Origin of the sequence: Sphingomonas sp. SAFR-052 (assembly GCF_051965015.1) — a bacterium.
GTDB lineage: Bacteria > Pseudomonadota > Alphaproteobacteria > Sphingomonadales > Sphingomonadaceae > Sphingomonas.
The window spans coordinates 115,205-139,845 of sequence record NZ_JBQCMO010000002.1 but is presented as its reverse complement, the minus strand read 5'-3'; the positions used below and the strand labels follow the sequence as shown (position 1 = coordinate 139,845).

The following is a 24,641-nucleotide window of genomic DNA, read 5'->3' as shown; positions in this document are numbered from 1 at the left end:
TCAGCCGATTGACGATTGCGTGTCCTCACGCGCCTGCTGCAACAGCGCGACCGTCGCTTCGCGCGCGCCCGCAGCGTCGCCAGCGGCGATCGCTCCGAACAGTTGCCGATGCTGCGGGATCGAGTCGCGCGGCTGGCGACTCTTGCGGTGTTTGAACATCGTCGTCCACCGCACCGCCGCCCCAATACTCCCCGCCAGGCTGACCAGCAGTTCGTTTGCCGTCGCCTCGAGGATGATGTGGTGAAAGCGCTGGTCGGCAGCCTGCCCGGTCGCGCTGGCGAGGCCATGGCGCGCCATTTCCTCCAGCGCATGGCCCATCTGCGACAACTGCTCGCCAGTGCGCAGCACGGCGGCCAGTTCGGCAGCGGCGGGTTCGACGATCATCCGCAACTGGAACAGGTTGTCGACGAAGCCCGCCGGCGGCTCGCCTTCGAACATCCATGCCAGCACATCGGGATCCAGCAGGTTCCACCGCGTGCGGTTGCTCACCTTGGTGCCCGTCTTCGGCCGGCTGACGATCAGTCCCTTGCCCGACAACATCCGCAGCGCCTCACGTACGACGCCGCGCGAAATCCCGCGTTGGTCGGCTAGGTCATATTCCCCGGGCAGGATCGATCCCGGCGGATAGCGGCCGGTGACGATGGCGATGCCGATATCGCGCGCCGTCTGGGCATGGGCCGATCCCGTGTTCCGCTCATTCGTCAATGTGGTGTCGCTCCTGCCCGCCTAACCTGAAGCAATCCAAAAAATCGTCAACACGGTATATTGTTTAACAAATAGGATACGGTTATTAAATCGGACAACTGGACGGCGTTACGACGCGATCATGCGCGACGACCGCCCGGTAATGGGGAGGATGACGATGGCTTCTTTGCGTACTTCGTTCCGTCTGGGCGCGTCGCTCACGGTAATCGGGATCGCCGGACTGGCCCAGGTCGCGGCGGCACAGGACGCGCCGACGCGCGGTTCGCTGAATGCCGCACAGGCCGCCGAACAGGGTGTCGATGGCGACGATATCGTCGTGACCGGGGTGCGCGAGAGCCTTCGCACCGCACAGGCGATCAAGCGCAATTCGGACCAGATCGTCGATTCGGTCAGCGCGCAGGACATCGGCAAGCTGCCCGACGTCAATACCACCGAAGCGTTGCAGCGCATCACCGGCGTGCAGATCCAGCGCCGATATGGCGAAGGCGCCACCGATTTCGACCACCGTACCCAGCCGGCGATCACCGTCCGCGGCCTGACCCAGGTGCAGAACTTCCTCGACGGCCGTGCGGTCTATTCGGCGTCGGGCGGCCGCGCCTTCGACCTCGAAGGGATTCCGCCCGAACTGCTGTCGGGCATCGACGTGTACAAGAACGCGCCGGCCAACATCATCGAAGGTGGCGTCGGTGGAGCGGTCAATCTGCGTACCCGCCGGCCGTTCGATTCGTCGGGCGAAGTCATTTCGGCAACCGCCCGTGGCAATTACTATGACCGCGTCGATAAGCCGGGCTATGCCTTTTCCGGCCTCTATTCCAACCGTTACGATACCAGCATCGGCGAAATCGGCCTGTTGGTGAACGCGGTCTATTCGAAGAGCCAGTATCGTCAGGACGGCCTGCTCGCCGGACCGTTCGGCGAAGCGCGCCCCGGTTCGATCGCCAACGCGCCGTCCAACGCACAAATTCCCTACGGCTTCGAAGTCTATGACGATACCGGCGACCGCAAGCGTTTCGGCATCGCCGCCGCGGTCCAGTGGCAGGCGAGCGACGATCTGCTGCTGACCGCGCAATATCAGGGGACCAAATACTGGTTCAACCGGACCGGCGCCTATTATTACGATTACAACAACCTGCCCGGCAACCAGTATGATGCGCAGGGCCGAGTGACGCAGTACAACACGTTGCCGACGCCGGGCGCCGCCTTCACCTTCAACGACGATGGCTATGCGACCAGCGGTTCGCTGTCGCCGCAGACGTTCGAAACCGGCCGTTTTGACCAGGAATTGTGGAGCGCGTCGCAGAACCTGACGTTCAACGCCGCATGGCAGGCGACCGACCGTGCCAAGGTCAGCTTCGACGTCCAGTATCTGACGTCCTATTACAATGCCGACCGCAACGGCCACGTCCTGTCGCTCTACAGCCGCACCGGACAGAATGCGACCGGTCAATATGGCAGCACGGTTGCGCCGCACCCGTCGACCGTCATCTTCGACCTGCGCGGCAAATATCCGCGCTGGGACGTGACCAATCCGGCGGTGCTCAACAATCCGGCCAACTATACGCTGCCGTTCATCGCCGACTCGCTCCAGCGCAACGACGCCGATACGCTCGCGCTCGCCTACGACCTCGAATATGAGGTCGAGGGCGGCTTCCTGAAGAAGCTGCGCGGCGGTGCGCGCTATGCCGACAATTCGATCGATCTGCGCGGCACGTGGAACGGCGTCTGCCTGTATCAGGGAATCGCACCGGGCTGCCGCGACGTGCCGCAGGGTACGCCGCTGATCCCGCTCAGCAACTTCCCGCAGCTGGCGATGAAGGGTCCGTCGAAGAACTGGTTCGACGGCAATACCGTGACCGGCGGCATCCTCTACCCGGCCTTCCCGGCCGGCGACGGGGTGTGGGAACAGACCAAGGCGCTCTACGCGCTGTTCGGTGCGCAGACCAAGGATGCGTTCACCCCGGGCGACCTCAACACCCAGACCGAAAAGACCTATACCGCCTGGGGTATCGCCGATTACGCCTTCGACGTCGGCAGCGTGAAGCTGGATGGTGGTCTGGGCATCCGCATCGTCAAGACCAAGACGACGTCGATCGGTACCCAGTTCAATGCGAATGGCAGCATCACGCCGCTGTCGGTCGGCAACGACTATACCAATGTCCTGCCGAGCGTGAACATCCGCGCCCGCTTCACCGACCAGTTCCAGATGCGTTTCGCCTATTCGAAGGGGGTGGCGCGGCCGAACTTCGACGTGCTGTCGACCAACGTGACGTTGCAGAACCCGAACCAGGTCGATCCCAGCAACGGGCTGCCCTTCGCCAGTTCGGGCAACCCATATCTGCGCCCGATCAAATCGGACAATCTCGACCTGACCGCCGAATGGTATTTCGCGCCCACCGGATCGCTGACCGCCGGCCTGTTCTACAAGTCGGTCAACGGCTTCCTGTCGAGCGGCCGGTTCATCGGCACCTATGGCGGACGGTCGTACAACGTGAATTCTTCAGTCAACTCGGGCGACGGCACGGTCAAGGGGCTGGAGGCCGGCTATCAGCAGTTCTTCGACTTCCTGCCGGGCGTGTTCAGCGGCCTGGGCGTGCAGGCGAACTACACCTATGTCGATTCGAACGTCGAAAACCCGTTCTCGTCGTCGGCGAACAACCTGCCGTCGTCGCTGCCGCTCGAAAAGCTGTCGAAGCACAGCTACAACCTGATCGGCCTGTACGAAAAGGGTCCGATCACCGCCCGCGTCGCGTGGAACTGGCGGTCGAGCTATCTCGAACAGACCACCGGCAGCGGCGCCAACGGCCAGGGCCAGTTCGCCAAGCCCTATGCCTCGCTCGACGCATCGGTCAGCTACAACCTGACCGACAAGATCGCGGTATCGGCCGACGTCGTGAACCTGAACAACCGCATGAACGTGCTCTACATCGGCACGCCATCGGCACCGCTGCAATATCAGTTGAACGATCGTCGCTTCGGCCTGTCGGTCCGCGCGACCTATTGATCCCCTCCTGCCGGCGTGGTGACCTCCGCCACGCCGGCAATTTTTCGGGGTAGAGTTTCGATGCGGATCGCACTGGATCGGGTGACCGTCCATCATGTCGGAAACGAACGCGAACCCGTCGTGGTGATCGACGGCGCGACCGGGGTTGCCGATGCGCTCATCGATCATGCCGCGACGCGCGCTACCTTCGCACCGGCGGCTAGTGTCGGCAGCCATTATCCGGGGCTGCTCGGCACCGCGCCGACCGCCTATATCGATGGGCTGGTGCGCGACGTCCTGCCCTTGCTCTCGCATCATTTCGGCGGACCGGCGTTGCGCCCGGTCCGCGCGCGCGGCAATTTCTCGCTGGTGACCGCCGATCCCGCCGACCTGTCGGTCGAACAGCGCGCGCCCCATGTCGATGCCGCCGACCGGCTGCAATTCGCAGCGGTCCATTATCTTTGTTCGGGGGATCAGGGCGGGACCGGCTTCTTCCGGCACCGCGCGACCGGCTTCGAAACCATCGATCCCGATCGCCTGTCCGCCTATGACGCCGCCCGGCGCGAGGAGGAGGCACGCTCCCCCGATGGGTATCCCGGACAGGACGGCGATGCTGCCTTCGCGCCGATCGCCCAGTGCCGGGCAGTGCGCGACCGGATCGTGCTGTACCGCGCGGCGCTGCTCCATTCGGGGCTGATCGCGCGCGTGCCCGACCATGCCGACGATCCGCGGCGCGGGCGGTTGACTGGCAATCTCTTCCTGCAATGCGCGGTCGCGGCATGAGCGCGCCGCTGACCAGCATTGCCATCATCGGCGGCGGTACCGCCGGCTGGATGGCCGCCGCGGCGCTGTCGCGGGTGCTCGGCCGATCGGTCGCGATCACCCTCGTCGAATCCGAAGCGATCGGCACGGTCGGGGTGGGGGAGGCGACGATCCCGCCGATCCAGGCGTTCAATGCGCTGCTCGGCATCGACGAGAATGATTTCGTCCGCGCGACCCAGGGCAGTTTCAAGCTCGGCATCGAATTCGTCGATTGGGGGGCGAAGGGCGACCGCTATTTCCATCCGTTCGGGGTGTATGGCATCGATTTCGGCCCGATCCCGTTCGAGGCGATGTGGCACCGGCTGCGCGCGGCCGGCGAAGCGGGGCCGCTCGACGCCTATTCGATCTGTGCGGCAGCGGCGCGGAGCAACCGGTTCCAGCGTCCGCTCGATCCGCCGGGCAATACTCCGCTCCACCATATCGGCTATGCGTTCCACTTCGATGCGGCCCTCTATGCCGCCTATCTGCGCCGCCTCGCCGAGGCGGCGGGCGTGGTCCGACGCGAGGGGCAGGTGGTCGATGTCGTGCGCGCCGCCGGGGACGGCCGGATCGAGCGCGTGACGCTCGCCGATGGCGGGCAGGTCGCGGCCGATCTCTTCATCGACTGTTCGGGCTTCCGCTCGCTGCTGCTCGGCGAGACGCTCGGCAGTCCGTTCCAGGACTGGTCGCACTGGCTGCCCAACGACCGTGCGGTCGCGGTGCCCAGCGCCAATGCCGGACCGCCGACGCCCTATACCCGATCGACCGCGCGCGCCGCGGGCTGGCAATGGCGCATTCCGCTCCAGCATCGCACCGGCAATGGCTATGTCTTTTCGAGTGCGCATTGTTCGGAGGACGAAGCGACCGCGACGCTGCTTGCCAATCTCGACGGGGCACCGCTCGCCGATCCACGCATGCTGCGCTTCCGCACCGGGCGGCGGCAGGAATGCTGGATCGGCAATTGCGTCGGCCTCGGGCTGTCGACCGGCTTTCTCGAACCGCTCGAATCGACCAGCATCCATCTGATCCAGGCGGGTATCGCGCGGCTGCTCGAAATGCTGCCGGGGCGCGACCCCGATCCGGCGATGGTGCGGCGCTACAACCGGCTGATGGCGGCCGAATTCGACGGCATCCGCGACTTCGTCATCCTGCATTTTCACGCGACGGCACGCGACGATACGCCCTATTGGGACCATGTCCGCACCATGGCGGTGCCCGACACGCTGGCCGACCGCATCGCCGAATATCGGGCGACCGGGCGAGTCTATCGCGAGGCCGACGATCTGTTCACCCGGACCAGCTGGCTGGCGGTGCTGGATGGGCAGGGGGTGCGCGCGGCCGGGCATGATCCGCTGGCAATGGCGATGCCGCTGGCCGAAGCGCGCGAACGGCTGGCACGGATCGCGGCGGTGACGGCGGCGGCGGCGGGACGGATGCCGGGGCATGGCGCGTTCATCGCCGCGCACTGTGCGGCGCCGATTGCATCGCCGGCCTGATTGTATATTGTCAGACAAAATTGGTAGTCGGGAGAGAGACGTGAAGCTGAGCAGGATGCTGGTCGGGGCCGGTGCGATGGCATTGGCGATGCCGGCAATGGCGCAGGCGCCGAAGGTCGATCCGGTACAGGTCGATCCCAGCCGGCCCGACTGGGAAAATCCGGCGGTGTACGCGCGCGGCAAGATGCCGGCGCACGCGACCGGTTTCGCCTTCGAGACCCGCGACCGCGCGCTCGCCGGCGATCGCGCGCAGTCGAGCCGCTTCCTGTCGCTGAACGGCGACTGGCGCTTCAACTTCAGCCCGTCGGTCGATGGTGCGCCAAAGGGGTTTGAGGCGCCGAACTACGACGTGTCGGGGTGGAAGACGATTCCGGTGCCGGCGATGTGGCAGGCGCAGGGCTATGGCCAGCCCAAATACAACAACATCACCTATCCGTTTCCCGCCAATCGCCCGCTCGTTCCGCACGACACCAACGAAACCGGTTCCTATCGCCGCGACTTCGACCTGCCCGCAGCGTGGAGCGGCGACGATGTGATCCTGCACATCGGTGCGGCGGGATCGGCGTACCGCGTCTGGGTCAACGGACAGGAGGTCGGCTATTCGGAGGACAGCAAGCTGCCGTCCGAATTCGACGTGACGCGCGTCGTGAAGCCCGGCCGCAATACCGTGGCGGTACAGGTCATCCGCTGGTCCGACGGTTCGTATCTGGAGGATCAGGATTTCTGGCGCGTGTCGGGGATCGAGCGCGAAGTCTATGTCGCGGCGGTGCCAAAGACGCGGATCGCGGACTTCTTCGTCCATGCCGGGTTGGACCCGCAATTTCGCGACGGCCGGCTGGCCGTCGACGTCGCGGTCAAGGGGACGGGTGCGGCCAAGGCGCGCATCGTCCTGCTCGACGGCACCCGCGAAGTCCTGTCGCGCGAAGCGGCGGTCGGCGGGCGCGGCGATGCGCGTGCGGTAACGCTCAAGGCCGATGTGGCGGGGGTGCGGCAATGGAGCGCCGAGACGCCCAATCTCTACACCCTGCTGGTCGAACTGGTCGATGCGCAGGGCCGGGTGATCCAGTCGACGCCGCAGCGGATCGGGTTCCGTGACGTGCGGATGCTGAACGGCAAGGTGACCGTGAACGGCCGCCCGATCGTGATCCGCGGCATCAACCGCCACGAGCATGACCCGGTGACGTTCCACGTCATTTCCGAAGAATCGATGCGCCGCGACATGGAGTTGATGAAGCGCAACAATTTCAACGCGATCCGCACCTCGCACTATCCCAACGACCCGCGTTGGTATGCCCTTGCCGACGAGATGGGCATGTACGTGATGGACGAGGCCAATATCGAGAGCCACGCGTATATGGACTACGCGAACAAGCATCCGGAATCGCGCGCGAAGTTCCAGATCGGCTTCGATCCCGCCTGGGAAGGTGCGCATGTCAGCCGCGTCATGAACATGGTCGAGCGCGACAAGAACCACCCGTCGGTCATCTTCTGGTCGCTCGGCAACGAAGCCGGCATCGGCCCCAATTTCGAAAAGGCGGCGGCGGCGATCCGCAAGCGCGATAGCGGGCGGCTGGTCTCCTATCTCGGCTGGGGCACGCTCGACTGGGATCATCAGCCCAACCCCTATGTCGATATCTATGCGCCGATGTACGACGACGTCGAAAAGATGGTCGACTGGGCCAAGGATCCAAGCCGCAAACAGCCGATGATCCAGTGCGAATATGCCCATATGCAGGGCAATTCGGGCGGCAATTTCAAGGAATACTGGGACACCATCTACCGTTACCCGGACAAGCTGCAGGGCGGCTTCATCTGGGACTGGGTCGACCAGTCGATGTACCGCACCAACAAGGACGGCAAACGCTATTGGGGCGATGGCGGCGAATACGGCCCCAATCCCGGCGGCGATATCGAGTTCGGCGACGGGCTGAACCAGCCCGACCGCACGCCCAATCCGCAGCTCTACGAGGTGCAGAAAGTCCTGTCGCCGATCCAGTTCGAAGGGTTCGATCCCGCGACCGGCCGCCTGACCGTGCGCAACCGCCACGATTTCCGCGACCTGTCGGGCTTCGCCTTCGACTGGGTGATCGAGGAGGACGGGGTGCCGGTCGCGACCGGGCAGTTGCCCGCGCTGACCACCGTCGCGCATGGTACCGAGGCAGTGACCGTGCCGCTGGCGTCGCTGCAACGCAAACCGGGTGCCGAATATCTCGTGACGGTCCGCGCGCGGGCAAAACAGGGCGCGGTGCCGATGGTCCCCGCCAACTATGTCGTCGGCTGGGAACAGTTCGCGCTCGGCAAATCGGTCGCGCCGGTCGCAGTGCGCAAGGGTAATGTGACGGTCGCCGATAGCGCCGATGCGGTCCGGCTGTCGGCGAACGGCGCGTCGCTGTCGATCGATCGCAAGACCGGCCTGCTGGAGGGATATCGTAGCGGCGGTACGACCCTGATCGAAGGGGGCGCGCCGAATTTCCACCGGGCGCCGACCGACAACGACCTTGCCAACGGCAACCTCGCCGATACCTCTGCCTGGGAGCCGATCGCCGCCAACCGCCAGGTCCGCTCGGTCACGACCGAGCGTGGTGCGGACGGTACGGCCAGCGTGCGCGTCGATTACGAGATGGGCGCGGGCGCCGCTTCGTTCGTCACCACCTACACCATGGCTGGCGACGGTTCGGTGGCGGTGGTCGGTGACTTCGTACCGCTCAAGAGCGACCTGACCGCACCGATCCGCATCGGCATGGCGTACACGCTGCCGACGTCGATGAAGACCGTCGAATGGTATGGCCGCGGCCCGCACGAAAGCTATGTCGATCGCAAGACCAGCGCCGCGATCGGCTTGTGGCGCGGCGCCATCGCCGACCAGAACCATGATTACATGCGACCGCAGGATACCGGCAACAAGGTCGATGTGCGCTGGATGGAGTTGAGCGGGGCGGGACGCGGGGTCCGCGTCGTCGGCGACACGCCGCTGATGATGCAGGCGCTGGCCTTCCCCTACACCGACCTCGACCGTCGCGAACCGGGCACGTGGAAGTCGAGCGACATCGTGCCGCACGATCATGTCACGTTGAACATCGACGCCGCGCAATGGGGCATCGGCGGCGACACGACATGGGGCCATGTCGGCCAGCCGCACATGGAATATCGCACCAAGCTGGTGCCAACGCGCATCGCCTTCCGCCTCGAACCGTTCAGCGGCGAGGGAACCATGCCGAACAAGGCACGTCCGGCCCGCGCGACTGAGGCGCAGTGATGCACCGCGCGGGCATTGCGGTGGTGCTGGCGGCGGGACTGCTGGTGTCCGCCGCCGCGCCCGCGCCACGCTGGGACAAGCCGGCTGCGGCCAACCCGCTGCTGCCGGGCTATTTCGCCGACCCGTCGATCGTGCGCGACGGCGGTCGCTGGTACATCTTCGCTACCATCGATCCGTGGGGTGACGACCGGCTGGGGCTGTGGACGTCGGACAATGGCCGCGACTGGCGCTTCTCGCTACCCAACTGGCCGACCAAGGCGGCGGCGACCAGCCCGAGTTCGGGCGATTCGAAGGTCTGGGCACCCTCCGTCGTAAAGGCCGCCAATGGGCGCTGGTACATGTACGTCTCGGTCGGCAGCGAGGTGTGGGTCGGCAGCGCGGCCTCGCCCGCCGGGCCATGGGCCGACGCCAATGGCGGCAAACCGCTGATCGCCAAGGCGTTCGCCCCTGACTATCACATGATCGATGCCGAAGCGTTCATCGACGATGACGGGCAAGCCTATCTCTATTGGGGATCGGGCTGGAACTGGACCAACGGCCATTGCTTCGCCGTGAAGCTGAAGCCAGACATGGTGACGTTCGACGGCGCCCCGCGCGACGTCACCCCACCCAATTATTTCGAGGGGCCATTCATGGTCCGGCAGGGGCGGCACTATCTGCTGACCTATAGCGACGGCAAGACGACCACCGACACCTACAAGGTCCGCTATGCGATCGGCGACACGCCGTTCGGGCCGTTCCGCGAAGGGCCGGACAGCCCGATCCTGTCGACCGACGCGGCACGGCAGGTCATCAGCCCCGGCCATCACGCCGTGTTCCGCTCGGGTGGCCAGCCCTATATCCTGTATCACCGGCAGGGCCTGCCCTTTCCGCCGCCGGGCGACGCGGTGCTGCGGCAGGTGGCGGTCGATCCGCTGACGATCCGGTCCGATGGCAGCATCGCGCGGGTCGTGCCGAGCCATGGCGGCGCGGTTAAGGGCTTCGCCGCGCGGCGCGACACCGGCTTGCACTGGCAAGCGAGCGGGCAGGGCAGCGACGCGCTCCACGGACCGGAGCGGGCGGCCGACGACAATTACGCGACGTGGTGGGAACCGGCCAAGGGCGCGCCGCCGCAATTGACCGCCGATTTGAGCGCGGTGCGATTGGTCAAGGGCAGCGCTTTGCGGATGCGCTTCCCAACCCGGCGCTACATGTTGTCGGTCGAGGGATCGCGCGACGGGCGGGTCTGGCAAAAGCTGGCGACGGCGGATCAGGCGACCGGATCGCCGATCGAGCTAAACCACCCCGCCGGTGTCCGCTATCTGCGGTTGCAGGTTCCCGCCGATGCTGGCGTCTGGGAGTGGACGTTGCGTTAACGCGATCCCCCGAACTGCACTGAAACACTGATGCCTACGCCCTGACAGGACCGTGGAAGGGTGGAGCGATCGGCGCTGGTCGCGGTCGCAGCCATGCAGCACGCCGCCCCAGATTTCCGTTGCACGAACGCCGCCTTTCCCCAACCATGCCTGCAACGAACAGGGGGAGGGATCGATGAAGGCACCGGTTTCGCTCGCGATATTGGCGTTTGCGCTCTGGCCAGCGGTTGCGGCGGCGCAAACGCCGGCACCGGCCGCGCCGGTCGCCAATTGCCTGCCGAAAAGCTGGCTCGACCTGCAACCGCCTTATAAGTCGGTCGAGGTCCTGCCCGATGGTCGCGTCACCTTCCGCCTGTGTGCGCCGCTCGCGCGCGAGGCGAAGGTCATCAGCCCCGATTTGGGCGATCTGATTCCCGGCGGGGTGACCGATGGCGTCGTCAACGGGCTGGCGCTGACCCGCGACGCGACCGGCCTGTGGACCGGCACGACCGGCCGCGCGGTGCCCGCCTCCCCCTATCGCTTCAGCTTTCAGGTCGATGGCGCCCCGGTGCCCGATCCGCAGGGGACGATGTTTTCGGAACGGCTGACCGGCGTGACCAGCGTGTTCGAAGTCCCCGGCCCCGCCGCCGCGTTTCAGGAATATCGCAAGGACGTCGCGCACGGCATGGTCGGCACGATCGAATATTGGTCGAACGGTCTCGGGATGAAGCGGCGCGCGCATGTCTATACGCCGCCGGGCTATACGGGCGATGCGCGGCGCTATCCGGTGCTGTATCTGGTCCATGGCGCCGGCGACAGCGACGACAGCTGGACCAGCATCGGCCATGCCCAGTACATCCTCGACAATCTGATCGCCGCTGGACAGGCGGTGCCGATGATCGTCGTCATGCCCAACGGCCATACGCCGATGCGGCCGAACCAGAATATGCTGGTCAACACCGATTTCGGCAGCGACCTGACCACCGATCTGATCCCCCTGATCGATCGCAGCTATCGCACCGTCGCCAAGCCCGACATGCGGGCGATGGCGGGATTGTCGATGGGCGGCGCGCATACGCTGAACTTCGGCCTGCCGCGCTCCGACCTGTTCCGCTATGCCGGCATCTTCTCGATGGGATTGGGGTTCCAGGACCCGGCGAAAGAAATCCCCGACTACGAAACCCGCAACGCCGCCGCGCTGCGCCGTTCGGCCCGCGACATGAAGCTCGTCTGGTACGGCATGGGCAAGACCGATTTCCTCTACCGCACCGTCGCACCGACGCGGGCGATGCTCGACCGATACGGCATCCGCCACACCTATGTCGAAAGCGAGGGCGGGCATGAATGGGGCAATTGGCGCAGCTATCTCAACCAGTTCGTACCGAAGCTGTTTCGGGTCCGCAGCTGACGCCAATCTACCCGACAGGCGGTAGTTCTGTACGATATGGCGGACCCGGTGGCGGGGGTAGGATCGGCCATGCCCAACCAGACCCCACCCCAACCGCACGTCGCCCCCGAACCCGAGGATCGCGACTATCTGCTCAAGCGCGCCGACCAGCATCGGCGGCAGGGCGAGCAGTGCGACGACGCCAGCCGCGCGCTCCATGCGCGGTTCCAGCGCATGTATGAGGATCGCGCCGCCGCGCTGCCACCCGGCGACGACTGACCGCTTGCCACCGGGCGGTTTCGCACCGTAGGATCGCACCCATAAAAAGGTCGCGCATCGGCACGCGGCCTGTCGGAAGAGGCAGCGACGATGCGTCGGCAGCAACAGGAACGGCGGTGACTGCAGGCGACGCCCATCGCCCGCCGTTCATCGATGCGCATTTCCATCTGTGGGACCATGGCGTGCTGCGCTATCCGTGGCTCGACGATCCGGCGAACGCCGCGATCGCCGCCGACTACCGGATCGACGATTACCGGCGCGAGACCGCGGCATGGAATCCGGTCGGCGCGGTGCATGTCGATGCCGGGGCGCATCCCGATCAGGGGCGGGCGGAAACCGACTGGCTGGGCGGGGTCGCGGCAGCGGATCACCTGCCCAGCGCGATCGTCGCCCGCGTCGCGCTCGACCGCGCGGATGTCGAGGCCGAACTGGCGTGGCAGGCGGCACAACCGGGGGTGCGCGGAATCCGCCACCTCATCAACTGGCATCCCCGCGATGCCGCCCGCTGCGCCTATGATCGCGACCTGACCCGTGATTCCGCATGGGGCCGGGGGTATGCGCTGCTCGGCAAGTACGGGCTAAGCTTCGATTTTCACGGTTTTCCGCCGCAACTGGCGGGCCTTGCCGAACTGGCGCGGGCGCATCCCGACGTTCCGGTGGTGCTAAACCACCTCGGCCTGCCGATCCTGTCCGACGGGCTCGACGAATGGCGGCGCGGACTGATCGCCTTTGCCGAACTGCCGCATGCCGCGATCAAGCTGTCGGGGGCGGGGTTCGTCGACCCGGCGCTCGACCGTGCGGTGCTGGCGCCGATCGTGGGGGAGGTGATCGACCGCTTCGGTCCCGACCGGGTGATGATCGCGACCAATTTCCCGACCGACCGGCTGGCGGCGGGGCTCGATGCGACGTTGGCGACCTATGCGGCGCTATTGTCGGACCTGTCCGACGATGAACGGCGGGCGGTGTGGGGGCGGAGTGCCGATCGCTTCTATCGGCTGGGCCTGAATCTGTAGGAGAGACGCATGAAGGCGACACGGCGCGAGATGATCGGGGGCAGTCTGGCTGCGGCGGCAATGGCGCCCGCTGCGGCGTCGGCCGTACCGACCCAGCCGACGCCGATGGGCGCGGGCCGCGCGCTGAAGGTGCCGCCGCCCGCGCGCTTCACTGCCGACTGGGCCTCGCTCACCTCGGGCTACAGCGCGCCCGACTGGTTCCGCGATGCGAAGTTCGGCATCTGGGCGCACTGGACCGCGCAGTGCGTGCCGGAGGCGGGCGATTGGTATGCGCGCGAGATGTATCTGCCGGGCAGCCGCGCCTACGACCATCACCTCAAACACTATGGCCACCCCGCCGATCGCGGCTTCATGGAAATCCAGAACCTGTGGAAAGCGGACCGCTGGGACCCCGCGCGGTTGCTCGACATCTACAAGAAAGCCGGCGCCCGCTACTTCATGGCCTTGGCCAACCACCACGACAATCTCGATGCCTATGCGTCGCGCCATCATGCCTGGAACACGACGCGGGTCGGGCCAAAGCGCGACATCGTCGGCACCTGGGCGAAACTGGCGCGGGAACGGGGACTTCGTTTCGGGGTGTCGAACCATTCGGCGCACGCGTGGCACTGGAACCAGCCCGCCTATGGCTATGATCCCGACGGGCCGCGTGCGGGACAGCGCTACGACGCGTACAAGCTGACCGCTGCGCAGGGGCGGGGCAAATGGTGGGACGGGCTCGACCCGCAACAGCTTTATACCGGGCGGCACATGCCGATGCCCGACGGCATCCGCACCCGCGACGAAGCCAATCTCTGGCACGAGGCGACCGACCGGCTATGGACCGAGGGCGTGCCGGCCAACAGCGACTTCGCGCGCAACTGGGAACTGCGCTGCCGCGACCTGATCGAGCAGCACCGCCCGGACATGGTCTATTTCGACAATTTCGACCTGCCGCTCGAACAGCACGGGCTCGACCTGACCGCATGGTATTACAACCAGTCGATGGCGTGGAACGGCGGCCGGTTGGAAGCCGTGGTCACCGCCAAGACGACGCCGCCGCAGCGGCGTATGGGAATTGTCGATGACGTTGAACGTGGCGGCAAGAGCTATATCGAGCGTTTCCCCTGGCAAACAGATACTTGCATCGGCAATTGGCACTATGACGCCGATCTGGCGGCGCGCGACGGATACAAGTCCGCGGCCACCGTCATCCATACGTTGTGCGATGTCGTGTCGAAAAACGGCAATCTGATGCTGTCGGTGCCGATGCGCGGCGACGGCACGATCGACGAGAAGGAGGAGCGGATCGTCGGCGAGATCGGCGACTGGATGCAGCGTTTCGGCAGCGCGATCTATGCGACGCGGCCGTGGAAGCGGTTCGGCGAGGGGCCGACCCGGGCAGGCCAAGGGCTGTTTTCGGAAGGCGGTCCCAAGTCGCCCTATGGTGCCAAGGACATTCGCTACGCGACGCGCGGCGACGATCTGCACGCGCTGGTGCTCGGCTGGCCCGACGACAATGTCGTGCGGCTGACGCTGCTCGGCAGCAACGATCCGACGCTGACCGGCGAAGTGCGCCGCGTGACCTTGGCCGGCGATACCACACCGCTGTCGTTCCGCCGCAGCGGCGAAGCGCTGGAGGTGACGCTGCCGCCCGCCGCGCGTCATCCGATCGGGGTCGCGCTGGTGCTGTCGGGGCGGGGGCTGACCGCTTGAAGGCGCTGGTCTGTGCCAGCCGTTCGACCTTCGCCTCGAATCCCGCGAACCGCCGCGTCCGGCGGCGGGCGAGGTACTGCTGCGGATGCGGCGCGTCGGGCTGTGCGGCACCGACTATCACATCTATGCCGTCAAGCACCCGTTCCTTAAATATCCGCGCCTAATCGGTCACGAACTGGCGGCCGAGGTCGCCGAGGTGCCGACAGGCAGTCGGTTGACCGTCGGGCAGGTGGTGACGGTCAATCCCTATCTGCCATGCGGTACCTGCCGCGCATGCCGGCGCGGCAAGCCCAATTGCTGCGCAGCAATTCGCGTGCTGGGCGTGCATGTCGATGGCGGGCTGTGCGAATGGCTGCCGTGCCCGAGACGGCGATGGTCGAATTTCTCGCGATCGGGGCGCACGCCGTCCGGCGGGCGGAGGTCGGCACCGCGCTGTTAGCGCGTATCGCGGGGACCGAGCGGATCGTACTGGCCGATACGCAGCCGCAACGGTTCGACTATGCCCGCGGCCAGTTCGGGTTCGAGGAGAGGGTCGTCGCCGATGCGGCGTTGGCCGATACGCTGGCGGCGATGGCGCTGACGCGGATGCCGCAACTGATCGACGACGCGGACAGCGTGTTGAAGGCGATCGTCATCCTTTAGCGCCTGCCTCCGCCGCCGGGATCACGCCATCGGCGACCAGCCGGTGCAGCGCGTCGATATGGCCATTGTCGCGCGCGGCGTCGGCGACCGAGGTCATGACGACGGTGAGGCGCAGGTCGGGTACGACATACACCATCTGCCCGCCATAACCCCAGGCGAAGCGCACCGGATGGCCGCGCATCTCGGTCAGGAACCAGCCATAGCCATAGGCCTGTCCGCTCCATGGCGAGACCGCGCGCGGCGTCCAGCAGGTCCGTACCCAGCCGGCCGGCAGGATACGGCGTCCGTCGACCACCCCGTCCAGTCGGTAGAGTTCGCCGAACCGAGCGAGCGCGCGGGGCGACAGTCGCATCTCGTTGCCACCGAAATAAATGCCCTGCGGATCGGCCGGCCAGACCGGAATGGTGAGCCCAAGCGGTTCGCCCAGCCAGTCGCGGGCATTGGCTAGCGTACTGCGACCGCTCGCGCGGGTTAGCGCGGCGGAGAGCAGATGCGTCGATCCGGTCGAATAGAGCATCGCCGTTCCCGGATCGGCGACGAAGGGACGGGACAGCGCGAAGCGGACCCAGTTGGGGCTCGATACCCAGCGGCCATAATATTCGCCCGAGGTCCGCTCCAGCCCGGCCTGCATCGACAGCAGGTTGCCGATCGTCACCCGGGCCAGCCGCGGGTCGGGATCGGCCGGGGCATCGGCGCGCAGGATCGGCAGCACCGGCTGGTCGACGCCGGTGAACACGCCGCGGGCGATGGCGATGCCGACCAGCGCCGACATCACCGATTTCGACGCCGACTTGATATTGACCGGCCGGTCGAGCGCCGGGCCGCCATTGAACACCCGTTCAGTCAGCGGCCGACCGTCGCGCAACACCAGCAGCGAGCGCAGGCGGGGCAGGCGTTCGGCATCGGCGATCGTCGCCCGCATCCGCCCGGCGTCGAGCCCGTTTGTCGTCGGAGTCGCCATCGGTTGCGGCGGGGGTGTCGCGCCGCCGTCGCACGCGGCGGTCAGCAGCAACAAGCAAGGGAGCAGGGCGCGCATCCATTCCCATGTCGGCGGCCGTCGCCCACATACAAGTCGGGCGGCAGGTTTCCCCGCCGCCCGTCGAAGGTGGAAGGAGATCGGGAAGCCGATCAATCCTCCTGAATGAGGCTGGTCTTGGCCGAGTCGCGCATCCGCAGATAGACGATCAGCGAGATGCCGATCATCGCGGTGACGTACCAGTAGAAGCCCTGTTCCCAGCCGGCATCCTTGAACTTCAGCGCGACGAATTCCGCCGTGCCGCCGAAGATGGTGTTGGCCAGCGCATAGGGCAGCGCCACGCCCAGCGCCCGGATATGCGCCGGGAACAGCTCCGCCTTCACCACTGCGTTGATCGAGGTGTAGCCGGTGACGATGATGAGCGCGGCCATCACCAGCAGCCCGGCGGTCGTGGCATCGCGCGTTTGTTCGAGCGCGCTGAAGATCGGATAGGTGAACAGCACGCCGGCAATGCCGAAGCCGATCATCAGCGGCTTGCGCCCGATCTTGTCCGACAGGCCGCCCGCGATCGGCTGCAACAGCATGAACACGAACAGGGTGATCGCGTTGATCTGGGTCGCGGTCTCCTTGGTGAAGCCCGAGGTGTTGACCAGGAACTTCTGCATGTAGATCGAATAGGCGTAGAAGGCGAGCGTACCGCCGGCGGTCAGCAGCATGACCAGCGCGGTTTCCTTCGGATGGTTGCGCAGCAGCATCAGGAAGCCCGACTTCGGCGCATCGGTCTTCTTGGCGTTCTTGTAGCTCTCGGTCTCGGCAAGGCCGCGGCGCAGGTAGAAGACGACGACGGCGAGCACCGCGCCGACGAAGAACGGGATGCGCCAGCCCCATGCCTCCAACTCCGCCTTCGGCATGACCGATTGCAGCAGCAGGAGCAGCAGGATAGCGAGCAGCTGGCCGGAGATCAGCGTGACATATTGGAACGACGAGAAGAAGCCGCGCCGGTCCTTGCCCGCCATTTCCGACAGATAGGTCGCGCTGGCGCCATATTCGCCCCCGACCGACAGCCCCTGCATCAGCCGCGCGAGCACCAGTAGCGCCGGGGCGATCAGGCCGATCGATTCATAGACCGGGGTGCAGGCGATGATGAGCGAGCCGGCGCACATCAGCGTCACCGACAGCGTCAGCCCGGCCTTGCGACCATGGCGGTCGGCATAGATGCCCATGATCCACGCGCCGATCGGCCGCATGACGAAACCGATCGCGAACACCGCCGCCGCGCTCAGCAATTGTGCGGTCTGGCTGGTTGATGGAAAGAAATGCGGCGCGAAATAGAGGGTGAAGGCGGAATAGACGTACCAGTCGAACCACTCGACCAAGTTGCCGGTCGATCCGCCGATGATCGATTTCAGGCGCGAATTGGTCGACGGACCGGTCGCGACCGATGGATGGGGTATGGAGGCCACAGCATCTCTCCCAAGATTGCTCGTGCCGACATTGTTGCCGCACTACGAACCATAGAATGACCGATCCCAAGCATTCTACGAACCGCTTTTCGCGTTATGATAACATACTGAAAAATAGCGTTATAAACTCTTGCCGGCATATTTGCGCGGTGGATCCGCGCAAAAATCCGCATGGCGCTGTGGGGCGCCGTGCGATAACCTGCACGCATGGGCTGGCTGTACCGCAGGACGACGTTGATCGCCGGGATCATCGTCGCGATCGCCACGATCGGGATGATCTGGCTGGCGGCTTTCCTCTGGTTCGAGCAATCGGGGCTTGCCGCGTTGCGCGACGATACCGCCCGCACCGCGCGGCAGCAGGTGCGCCTGTTCGCCAGCGACCTTGCCAAATTCCGGCTGCTGCCGATCGTGCTCGGCGAATATACCGACCTGCTCGATGCGCTGCGCTGGCGCGATCCGGCGGCGACCGATCGCATGAACGGGAAGCTGGCGCTGTTGGCGCAGCGGACCGGCGCGCCGGTCATCTATCTGCTCGATCGGACCGGGATGACGGTGGCGGCGTCGAATGCCGGCACGGCGGAGAGCTTCGTCGGGCGCGACTATCGCTTTCGACCCTATTTCGTCCGGGCGATGCGACAGGGCGCGGCCGAATATTTCGCGGTCGGCAATGTCAGTGGCCGGCCGGGCCTGTTCCTCGCCCGCCGGATCGGCAGCGCCGGCGACCCGGCGGGGGCGATCGTGGTGAAGGTCGAGTTCGACGACCTGATCCGGGCCTGGGCCGGCGATCCGGGTCAGACATTGGTGACCGATGGTCGCGGCATCATCTTGTTCGCGACCGATGCCGGCGAACGCTTCCGCATTACCCGGCCGCTGTCGGGGGCGGCACGCGCCGATATCGCCCGCAGCGGCCAGTTCGGCGACGCGCCGCTGTCGCCCAGCCGCTATCGCTTCGACGGCGGCACCGCGCGGGGGCCGGGGGGCGAGGCAATGCTGCTCGCCCGTGCCGCCATGCCGCTTGCCGGGTGGCAGTTGCTGCATGTGGTGCCGACGCAGCGGACGCTGCGCGATGCGGCGGCGCTGGCGCGGTTGACGACGATCGCGGCATCGCTGGCGATTGCCGCGCTGCTGGCGCTGTTCCTGTGGCGATCAGTGCGGGCGGCGCAGGCGGCGCGGTACCGTGCGTCGCTGGAAAGGGTGGTGGCGGAGCGGACCGCCGCCCTGCGCGCGGAAATCGCCGAGCGCGCGACGATCGATCGTCGCTTCCGCGAGGCGCGCGAGGAACTGGCGCAGGCCAATCGGCTGGGGTCGCTGGGGTCGATCACTGCTGGCCTCGTCCACGAAATCAACCAGCCGGTGGCGACGATCCGTACGCTGTCGGAGAATGCGCAGCATCATCTGGCGAGCGGGCGGATCGACCGGGTGGCGGCGAACCTGTCGACCACGGTCGAACTGACCGCGCGGATCGGCGCGATCACGCAGGAGATGCGGCGCTTCGCCCGGCGCGGAAAGGGGACGATCGGTCCGGTGCCGCTTGATGCGGTGATCGCCGGCGCGCTGCTGCTGGTCGGGGACCGGTTTCGCATGGCCGGGGTAACGCTCGCGGTGCCGGCCGCCGGGCAGCCGGTGGTGCGCGCTGGGCGGGTGCGGCTGGAACAGGTGCTGGTCAATTTGTTGACCAATGCGTTGGAGGCGGTGCGGGACACGCCCGACGCGCGGGTCGAGGTGCAGGTCGAACCGGCCGGCGATCGGGTATTGCTGATCGTCGCCGACAACGGCCCCGGCATCGATCCGGCGATCGCCGACGACATTTTTCAACCCTTCGTCACCAGCAAGGCCGATGGGCTGGGACTGGGGCTGGGGATCGTGCGCGACATCGTCACCGAATTCGGCGGCACGGTGACGGTGGTGCCGTCGCCCGCCGGGGCGACGTTCCGCGTGACATTGCAGAAGGAGACGGGCGATGATCCTGCTGATTGATGACGACGACGCGCTGCGCGCGGCACTGGTCGATTCCTTCGCCATTGCCGGGCTGGAGGTGGACGACTTCGCCGATGCAGCGGCCGCGCTGGCGCGCGTCACGCCCGACTTTCCGGGCATCGTCGTCACCGACATCCGCATGCCCAAGATGGACGGCCATGCCGTGTTCGAGGCGGTCAGCGCGCGCGATGGCGAGATTCCGGTGTTGCTGATGACCGGCCATGGCGACGTCGCGATGGCGGTGGCGGCGATGCGCGACGGGGCGTTCGACTTCATCGCCAAGCCCTTTGCAGCCGATCACCTGATCGCCAGTGTTCGCCGCGCGTTGGAGGTCCGGCGGCTGGTGCTCGAAAACCGGCGGCTGCGCGCGTCGGTCGATGCGGCGGCGGAGGACGATTATCCGCTGATTGGGACGACGTCGGCGATGGATGCGCTGCGCGACAAGCTGCGGCAACTGGCGCAGATCGACGTCGACGTGCTGATCGAGGGGGAGACCGGCACCGGCAAGGAACTGGCGGCGCGGCAACTGCATCGCTGGAGCAAGCGGCGGCATCACGGCTTTGTGTCGGTCGACTGCGCGGCGCTGCCCGACCATCTGGTCGACGAGATATTGTTCGGCACGCGCGGCAGCGGCGGGCGGATTGCCGAGGCGGATCGCGGCACGCTGTTCCTCGACGAGATCGACAGCATGTCGAGCGCGGTACAGGGCAAGCTGCTGCGCGTGATCGAGGAGCGCGAACTGCCCGCCAATGGCCGCGAACCGCCGCGCGTCGTCAATCTGCGCGTCATCGCCGCCGCCAAATCGAACCTGGCCGAGGAAGTCGCGAGCGGGCGGTTTCGCGAGGATCTGCTGTACCGGCTGGAGACGATCCGGCTGCGCATCCCGCCGCTCCGCGAACGCCGCGCCGACGTGCCGATGCTGTTCGCCTGGTTCCTGCGCGATGCCGCCGCCCAGTATAATCGGCCGGTGCCGGCGATCACCGCCGAGGTCGAGGCGCGGCTGATGACCGATCCGTGGCGCGGCAATGTCCGTGCGCTGCGCAATTTCGCGGTGCAGACCGTGCTGGCGCTGACCCGCGACGATCCGGGCGAAGCGGGGCTGTCGCTGACCGAGCGGCTCGCGCGGCTGGAGGCGGCGATGATCGGGGAGGCGCTGCAACAGGCGGGCGGCGACGTGACCGCCACGGCCGAGACGCTGGGACTACCGCGCCGCAGCCTGTACGACCGGTTGCAGCGCCACGGCATCGACGCCAGCAGCTTCCGCCGGCGTGAGGGGGATGCGGCATGATCGGCCATGTCGCGATCATCGGCGCGGGCTTTTCGGGAACGCTGCTCGCCATCAACCTGCTGCGCCATGACGGGCCGCGCGCCACGTTGATCGAACGCGGCGGGGCGGCCGGGCAGGGGGTCGCCTACGGCATGGCGCAGCCCGACCATCTGCTGAACGTCCGTGCCGCCAATATGAGCGCCTTTCCCGACCGGCCCGATCATTTCGTCCGCTGGCTGGCCGAGCGCGGCGACGGGCAGGGTGGCGGCGATTTCGTGCCGCGCGCGACTTATGGCACCTATCTGCGCGACCTGCTGGCCAGCGCGCAGGCAGCGGCGCCCGACCGGCTCACGATCGTCGAAGGCGAGGCGGTGGACTGCGACGGCGGCACGGTTCGCCTGCACGACGGGCGGACCGTCGCCGCCGATGTCGCGGTGCTGGCGGTCGGCAATCTCGCGCCGCAGGTGCCGCCGGGGCTCGATGCGGTGGCCGGATCGCCCGCCTATGTCGGCAATCCATGGGAGGCGCGGGCGACGGCCGGGCTTGGCGACGAGGATTGCGTGCTACTGGTCGGCACCGGGCTGACTATGGTCGATGTCGTGCTGACGCTGGAGGCGCGGGGGTTTGCCGGGCGGATGGTCGCGCTGTCGCGGCGGGGGCTGTTGCCGCACCGTCATGCCCCCGCCACGCCCGGCGACCCGCCGCTGGCCGAACGACCGCGCCCGCCGCTGTCGGCACTGGTGCGCGCGGTCCGCGAACGGGGCGACGCGATCGGCTCGCGCAGCGCAATCGACGAACTGCGCCCCTTCACGCAAGGCATCTGGGCGGCAGCGGACGGCGAGGAACGCCGCCGGTTCCTGCGCCATTTGCGGCCATGGTGGGATATCCATCGCCACCGGCTGGCCCCCGCCGTCGCCGACCGGATCGCCGCGCTGGTCGACAGCGGGCGGCTGACCGTGCTGGCGGGCAAGACCTGCGATGCCGCACCGGCCGAAGGTGGCATCGACGTGCGCTGGCGACCGCGCGGCAGCGATGCGGTGCAGACGCTGCACGTCACCCGGATCATCACCTGCACCGGACCGCAGGGCGATCTGGCGCGGACCGACGAGCCGCTGCTCGCGCATCTCCATGCCACCGGCCGCATCCGTCCCGATCCCGAGCATCTGGGCATCGAGGTCGAATCGACCGGTCGGGTGGTTCGAGCCGATGGCGCGAGCGACGATGCGCTGTTCGCGATCGGCCCGATGACGCGCGGTGCGTTCTGGGAGATCGTTGCCGTGCCCGACCTGCGGCGCCAGGTGTGGGACGTCGCCCGCTATCTGTCGAACGCGCACTGGGTCGGCGGCGAGGGACTGTAATAGTGCGTTGCAGCAACGCTAGTTTTGCTTCGTTGCTGCGCAGGCCCCTCGCTCCGACATAGGTGCGATGCAGATTTCCAGAGTTTGGCCGTCGTTCGGCGTACAGGTCGCGATCGGTATGACGGTCGGTGTCGGTCTCGGCTTCGTCGCGGCGCAGGCGGGCGGGGCCGATGGCGCGATCGGTACGACGCTGCACACCGTCGGGCAGATTTTCGTGCAGCTGCTCAAGGTGCTGGTCCCGGCGCTGGTGTTCACCGCGATCGTCGGATCGATCGCGGCGCTGCGCGACCTGCCCAATGCCGCGCGGCTGGTCGGGCAGACGCTATTGTGGTTCGCGATCACCGCGCTGATCGCGGTATCGATCGGTATCGTGCTGGCATCGGTCATCCAGCCCGGCCTGCACAGCAGCGCGGCCGTCGCCACCGCCACCGCGCCGACGACCGTGGGTAGCTGGCTCGATTTTCTGAAAGGGCTGGTGCCGGCCAATCTGATCGGCCTGACCGCGACGACGAAGGTCGCCGACGGCGCGGCGACCACCGCGCTCGGCTTCAACGTCTTGCAGATCATCGTCGTCGCAATCGCGGTCGGCGCCGCCGCGGTCCGGGTCGGGGCGGCGGGCGAACCGTTCCTCGCCTTCAACACCTCGGCGCTGATGATTCTGCGCCGGCTGCTGCGCTGGGTGATCGCGCTGACCCCGATCGGGTCGGCGGCGCTGATCGGCGATGCGATCGTCCGCTATGGCTGGAGCACGCTGTCGTCGCTCGGCGCGTTCGCAGGCACGGTCTATCTCGGCCTCGGCCTCGTGCTGCTGGTCGTCTATCCACTGTTGCTGGCGGTGCATCGCATCGATCCGCTGTGGTTCTTCCGCCGCGCATGGCCGGCGATCCAGCTGGGCTTCGTCACCCGCTCGTCGGTCGGCACGCTGCCGGTGACGCAGGAGTTGACCGAGCGCGCCCTAGGCGTGCCGACCGCCTACACCGCCTTTGCCGTACCGCTGGGGTCGACGACTAAGATGGACGGATGCGCCGCCATCTATCCGGCGGTCGCGGCAATCTTTGTCGCGCAGTTCTTCGGCCTAATGCTGCATGCCGCCGACTATGCGCTGATCGTAATGGTATCGGTGCTGGGATCGGCGGCGACCGCCGGGCTGACCGGTGCGACGGTGATGCTGACGCTGACGCTGACCACGCTCGGCCTGCCGCTGGAGGGGGCGGGGCTGTTGCTGGCGATCGACCCGATCCTCGACATGGGCCGCACCGCCGTGAACGTCGCCGGACAGATGCTGGTGCCGACGATCGTCGCCAAGCGCGAGGGGCTGCTGACCGAACGGTCCGCGCCGGCCGAGGTCGCGCTGGCTGGCTAAGTTTAAAGCCGCGGGCCGGCGACCGGTGCCTTTTCGGCGGCGGCCGGCTTGTCCTCAATCGTCTTGAGCAGCACCGGGGTGCGGGTATCGCGCTTGGCGTAGTCGCGCGCCGACATGCCGGCGAGGACGTCGGGCTGATCGGGATTGGCCCCGGCGGCAATCAGCGTGCGCACCATGTCGACGTTGCGCAACTGGACCGCGCGGATCAGCGGGGTCTCGCCGCTGCTGTTGCCGAGGTTCAGGTTCGCCTTGCGCGCCGCTAGCGCGTTGATCGCCTCGACCGACCCGGCCTCGACCGCCAGCAGCGCGGGCGTGTTGCCGCGATTGTCCTGGATATTGGGGTTGGCGCCTTTGGCGAGCAGGAAGCGGAGATAGGTCAGGTTGCCGTTCTTCGCGACGATATGCAGCGCGCTTTCGCCGGTCGACCGGTCCTTGGTATTGATGATCGTCTGGCCCGGCTGGCCGAGGATGTCGTTGACCTTGTTCCCGTCCTCGTCGCGGATCGCCTTCAGGAAGGTATAGCCCGGTGACATCTGCTGGGCCTGCGCGGCGGCGGGCAGCATCAGCGCGGCGGCGAGGAGGAGGCGGATGGCGGGCATGGAACAGGCTCCGAAAGGACGTTACGCGGCTTGCAAGGCGTCGCCTATCA

Annotated in this window: 19 protein-coding genes; 15 read left to right on the top strand and 4 right to left on the bottom strand. The window is 66.8% G+C overall.

The window, feature by feature from the left end:
* Positions 1-705 carry a FadR/GntR family transcriptional regulator gene (locus tag ACTHQV_RS03650; RefSeq protein ID WP_440488424.1) on the bottom strand — a complete coding sequence of 235 codons (705 nt, stop codon included), beginning with the start codon at positions 703-705 and terminating at the stop codon, positions 1-3.
* A 157-nt stretch (positions 706-862) separates the two neighbouring features.
* Between ACTHQV_RS03650 and ACTHQV_RS03645 the strand changes: the two genes are divergently transcribed.
* From ACTHQV_RS03645 to ACTHQV_RS03595, 11 genes are all read left to right on the top strand, one after another.
* Positions 863-3,706: a TonB-dependent receptor gene (locus tag ACTHQV_RS03645; protein ID WP_440488423.1), complete on the top strand. Its 2,844-nt coding sequence runs from the start codon at positions 863-865 to the stop codon at positions 3,704-3,706.
* Between the two features lie 60 nt (positions 3,707-3,766).
* Positions 3,767-4,468 (top strand): DUF6445 family protein, encoded by a 702-nt coding sequence (locus ACTHQV_RS03640; protein ID WP_440488422.1) that lies wholly within the window; start codon positions 3,767-3,769, stop codon positions 4,466-4,468.
* Entirely contained in the window at positions 4,465-5,982 is a 1,518-nt protein-coding gene (locus ACTHQV_RS03635) for a tryptophan halogenase family protein (RefSeq protein ID WP_440488421.1), read from the top strand. Before ACTHQV_RS03640 ends, ACTHQV_RS03635 begins: the two co-directional genes overlap by 4 nt.
* A 55-nt stretch (positions 5,983-6,037) precedes the next feature.
* Positions 6,038-9,238, top strand: coding sequence for a glycoside hydrolase family 2 TIM barrel-domain containing protein (locus ACTHQV_RS03630; protein WP_440488874.1), 3,201 nt, complete (start codon positions 6,038-6,040; stop codon positions 9,236-9,238).
* Positions 9,238-10,593: a family 43 glycosylhydrolase gene (locus ACTHQV_RS03625; protein ID WP_440488420.1), complete on the top strand. Its 1,356-nt coding sequence runs from the start codon at positions 9,238-9,240 to the stop codon at positions 10,591-10,593. Before ACTHQV_RS03630 ends, ACTHQV_RS03625 begins: the two co-directional genes overlap by 1 nt.
* Before the next feature lie 175 nt (positions 10,594-10,768).
* Complete coding sequence (locus ACTHQV_RS03620; RefSeq protein WP_440488419.1) at positions 10,769-11,980, top strand: alpha/beta hydrolase; 1,212 nt, start codon at positions 10,769-10,771, stop codon at positions 11,978-11,980.
* Between the two features lie 69 nt (positions 11,981-12,049).
* Entirely contained in the window at positions 12,050-12,238 is a 189-nt protein-coding gene (locus ACTHQV_RS03615) for a hypothetical protein (protein WP_440488418.1), read from the top strand.
* Positions 12,239-12,354: 116 nt separating this feature from the next.
* Positions 12,355-13,251, top strand: a complete 897-nt coding sequence (locus ACTHQV_RS03610) for an amidohydrolase family protein (RefSeq protein ID WP_440488417.1) — start codon at positions 12,355-12,357, stop codon at positions 13,249-13,251.
* 9 nt (positions 13,252-13,260) lie between these two features.
* Complete coding sequence (locus ACTHQV_RS03605) at positions 13,261-14,946, top strand: alpha-L-fucosidase (protein ID WP_440488416.1); 1,686 nt, start codon at positions 13,261-13,263, stop codon at positions 14,944-14,946.
* Between the two features lie 85 nt (positions 14,947-15,031).
* Positions 15,032-15,385, top strand: a complete 354-nt coding sequence (locus ACTHQV_RS03600) for an alcohol dehydrogenase catalytic domain-containing protein (RefSeq protein ID WP_440488415.1) — start codon at positions 15,032-15,034, stop codon at positions 15,383-15,385.
* Positions 15,295-15,588, top strand: a complete 294-nt coding sequence (locus ACTHQV_RS03595) for a hypothetical protein (RefSeq protein ID WP_440488895.1) — start codon at positions 15,295-15,297, stop codon at positions 15,586-15,588. Before ACTHQV_RS03600 ends, ACTHQV_RS03595 begins: the two co-directional genes overlap by 91 nt.
* Here the strand turns inward: ACTHQV_RS03595 and ACTHQV_RS03590 are convergent.
* The gene (locus ACTHQV_RS03590) at positions 15,578-16,624 is read right to left on the bottom strand and encodes a serine hydrolase domain-containing protein (RefSeq protein WP_440488414.1); all 1,047 of its coding nucleotides are present in this window, start codon (positions 16,622-16,624) and stop codon (positions 15,578-15,580) included. The genes ACTHQV_RS03595 and ACTHQV_RS03590 overlap by 11 nt on opposite strands.
* Positions 16,625-16,716: 92 nt before the next feature.
* Positions 16,717-18,018, bottom strand: coding sequence for an MFS transporter (locus tag ACTHQV_RS03585; protein ID WP_440488872.1), 1,302 nt, complete (start codon positions 18,016-18,018; stop codon positions 16,717-16,719).
* Positions 18,019-18,234: 216 nt separating this feature from the next.
* Between ACTHQV_RS03585 and ACTHQV_RS03580 the strand changes: the two genes are divergently transcribed.
* The 4 genes from ACTHQV_RS03580 to ACTHQV_RS03565 all read left to right on the top strand — a co-directional run bounded on the left by ACTHQV_RS03580 (position 18,235) and on the right by ACTHQV_RS03565 (position 23,992).
* Entirely contained in the window at positions 18,235-20,004 is a 1,770-nt protein-coding gene (locus tag ACTHQV_RS03580; RefSeq protein ID WP_440488413.1) for a sensor histidine kinase, read from the top strand.
* A complete protein-coding gene (locus ACTHQV_RS03575) occupies positions 19,988-21,292 on the top strand; it encodes a sigma-54-dependent transcriptional regulator (RefSeq protein ID WP_440488412.1) in 1,305 nt (434 codons plus the stop codon). The genes ACTHQV_RS03580 and ACTHQV_RS03575 overlap by 17 nt, the downstream gene beginning before the upstream one ends.
* Positions 21,289-22,629, top strand: a complete 1,341-nt coding sequence (locus ACTHQV_RS03570) for an FAD/NAD(P)-binding protein (RefSeq protein ID WP_440488411.1) — start codon at positions 21,289-21,291, stop codon at positions 22,627-22,629. The genes ACTHQV_RS03575 and ACTHQV_RS03570 overlap by 4 nt, the downstream gene beginning before the upstream one ends.
* Before the next feature lie 67 nt (positions 22,630-22,696).
* Positions 22,697-23,992, top strand: a complete 1,296-nt coding sequence (locus ACTHQV_RS03565; protein WP_440488410.1) for a dicarboxylate/amino acid:cation symporter — start codon at positions 22,697-22,699, stop codon at positions 23,990-23,992.
* Positions 23,993-23,994: 2 nt separating this feature from the next.
* Here the strand turns inward: ACTHQV_RS03565 and ACTHQV_RS03560 are convergent, their stop codons facing one another.
* Positions 23,995-24,591: an ankyrin repeat domain-containing protein gene (locus ACTHQV_RS03560; RefSeq protein WP_440488409.1), complete on the bottom strand. Its 597-nt coding sequence runs from the start codon at positions 24,589-24,591 to the stop codon at positions 23,995-23,997.
* Between the last annotated feature and the right edge of the window lie 50 nt (positions 24,592-24,641).

Coding starts and splice junctions, on each gene's coding strand:
- ACTHQV_RS03645 (WP_440488423.1), top strand. CDS start 863: ATGGCTTCTTTGCGTACTTCGTTCCGTCTGGGCGCGTCGCTCACGGTA.
- ACTHQV_RS03640 (WP_440488422.1), top strand. CDS start 3,767: ATGCGGATCGCACTGGATCGGGTGACCGTCCATCATGTCGGAAACGAA.
- ACTHQV_RS03635 (WP_440488421.1), top strand. CDS start 4,465: ATGAGCGCGCCGCTGACCAGCATTGCCATCATCGGCGGCGGTACCGCC.
- ACTHQV_RS03630 (WP_440488874.1), top strand. CDS start 6,038: ATGCTGGTCGGGGCCGGTGCGATGGCATTGGCGATGCCGGCAATGGCG.
- ACTHQV_RS03625 (WP_440488420.1), top strand. CDS start 9,238: ATGCACCGCGCGGGCATTGCGGTGGTGCTGGCGGCGGGACTGCTGGTG.
- ACTHQV_RS03620 (WP_440488419.1), top strand. CDS start 10,769: ATGAAGGCACCGGTTTCGCTCGCGATATTGGCGTTTGCGCTCTGGCCA.
- ACTHQV_RS03615 (WP_440488418.1), top strand. CDS start 12,050: ATGCCCAACCAGACCCCACCCCAACCGCACGTCGCCCCCGAACCCGAG.
- ACTHQV_RS03605 (WP_440488416.1), top strand. CDS start 13,261: ATGAAGGCGACACGGCGCGAGATGATCGGGGGCAGTCTGGCTGCGGCG.
- ACTHQV_RS03600 (WP_440488415.1), top strand. CDS start 15,032: ATGCGGCGCGTCGGGCTGTGCGGCACCGACTATCACATCTATGCCGTC.
- ACTHQV_RS03595 (WP_440488895.1), top strand. CDS start 15,295: ATGGCTGCCGTGCCCGAGACGGCGATGGTCGAATTTCTCGCGATCGGG.
- ACTHQV_RS03590 (WP_440488414.1), bottom strand. CDS start 16,624: ATGCGCGCCCTGCTCCCTTGCTTGTTGCTGCTGACCGCCGCGTGCGAC.
- ACTHQV_RS03580 (WP_440488413.1), top strand. CDS start 18,235: ATGGGCTGGCTGTACCGCAGGACGACGTTGATCGCCGGGATCATCGTC.
- ACTHQV_RS03575 (WP_440488412.1), top strand. CDS start 19,988: ATGATCCTGCTGATTGATGACGACGACGCGCTGCGCGCGGCACTGGTC.
- ACTHQV_RS03570 (WP_440488411.1), top strand. CDS start 21,289: ATGATCGGCCATGTCGCGATCATCGGCGCGGGCTTTTCGGGAACGCTG.
- ACTHQV_RS03565 (WP_440488410.1), top strand. CDS start 22,697: ATGCAGATTTCCAGAGTTTGGCCGTCGTTCGGCGTACAGGTCGCGATC.
- ACTHQV_RS03560 (WP_440488409.1), bottom strand. CDS start 24,591: ATGCCCGCCATCCGCCTCCTCCTCGCCGCCGCGCTGATGCTGCCCGCC.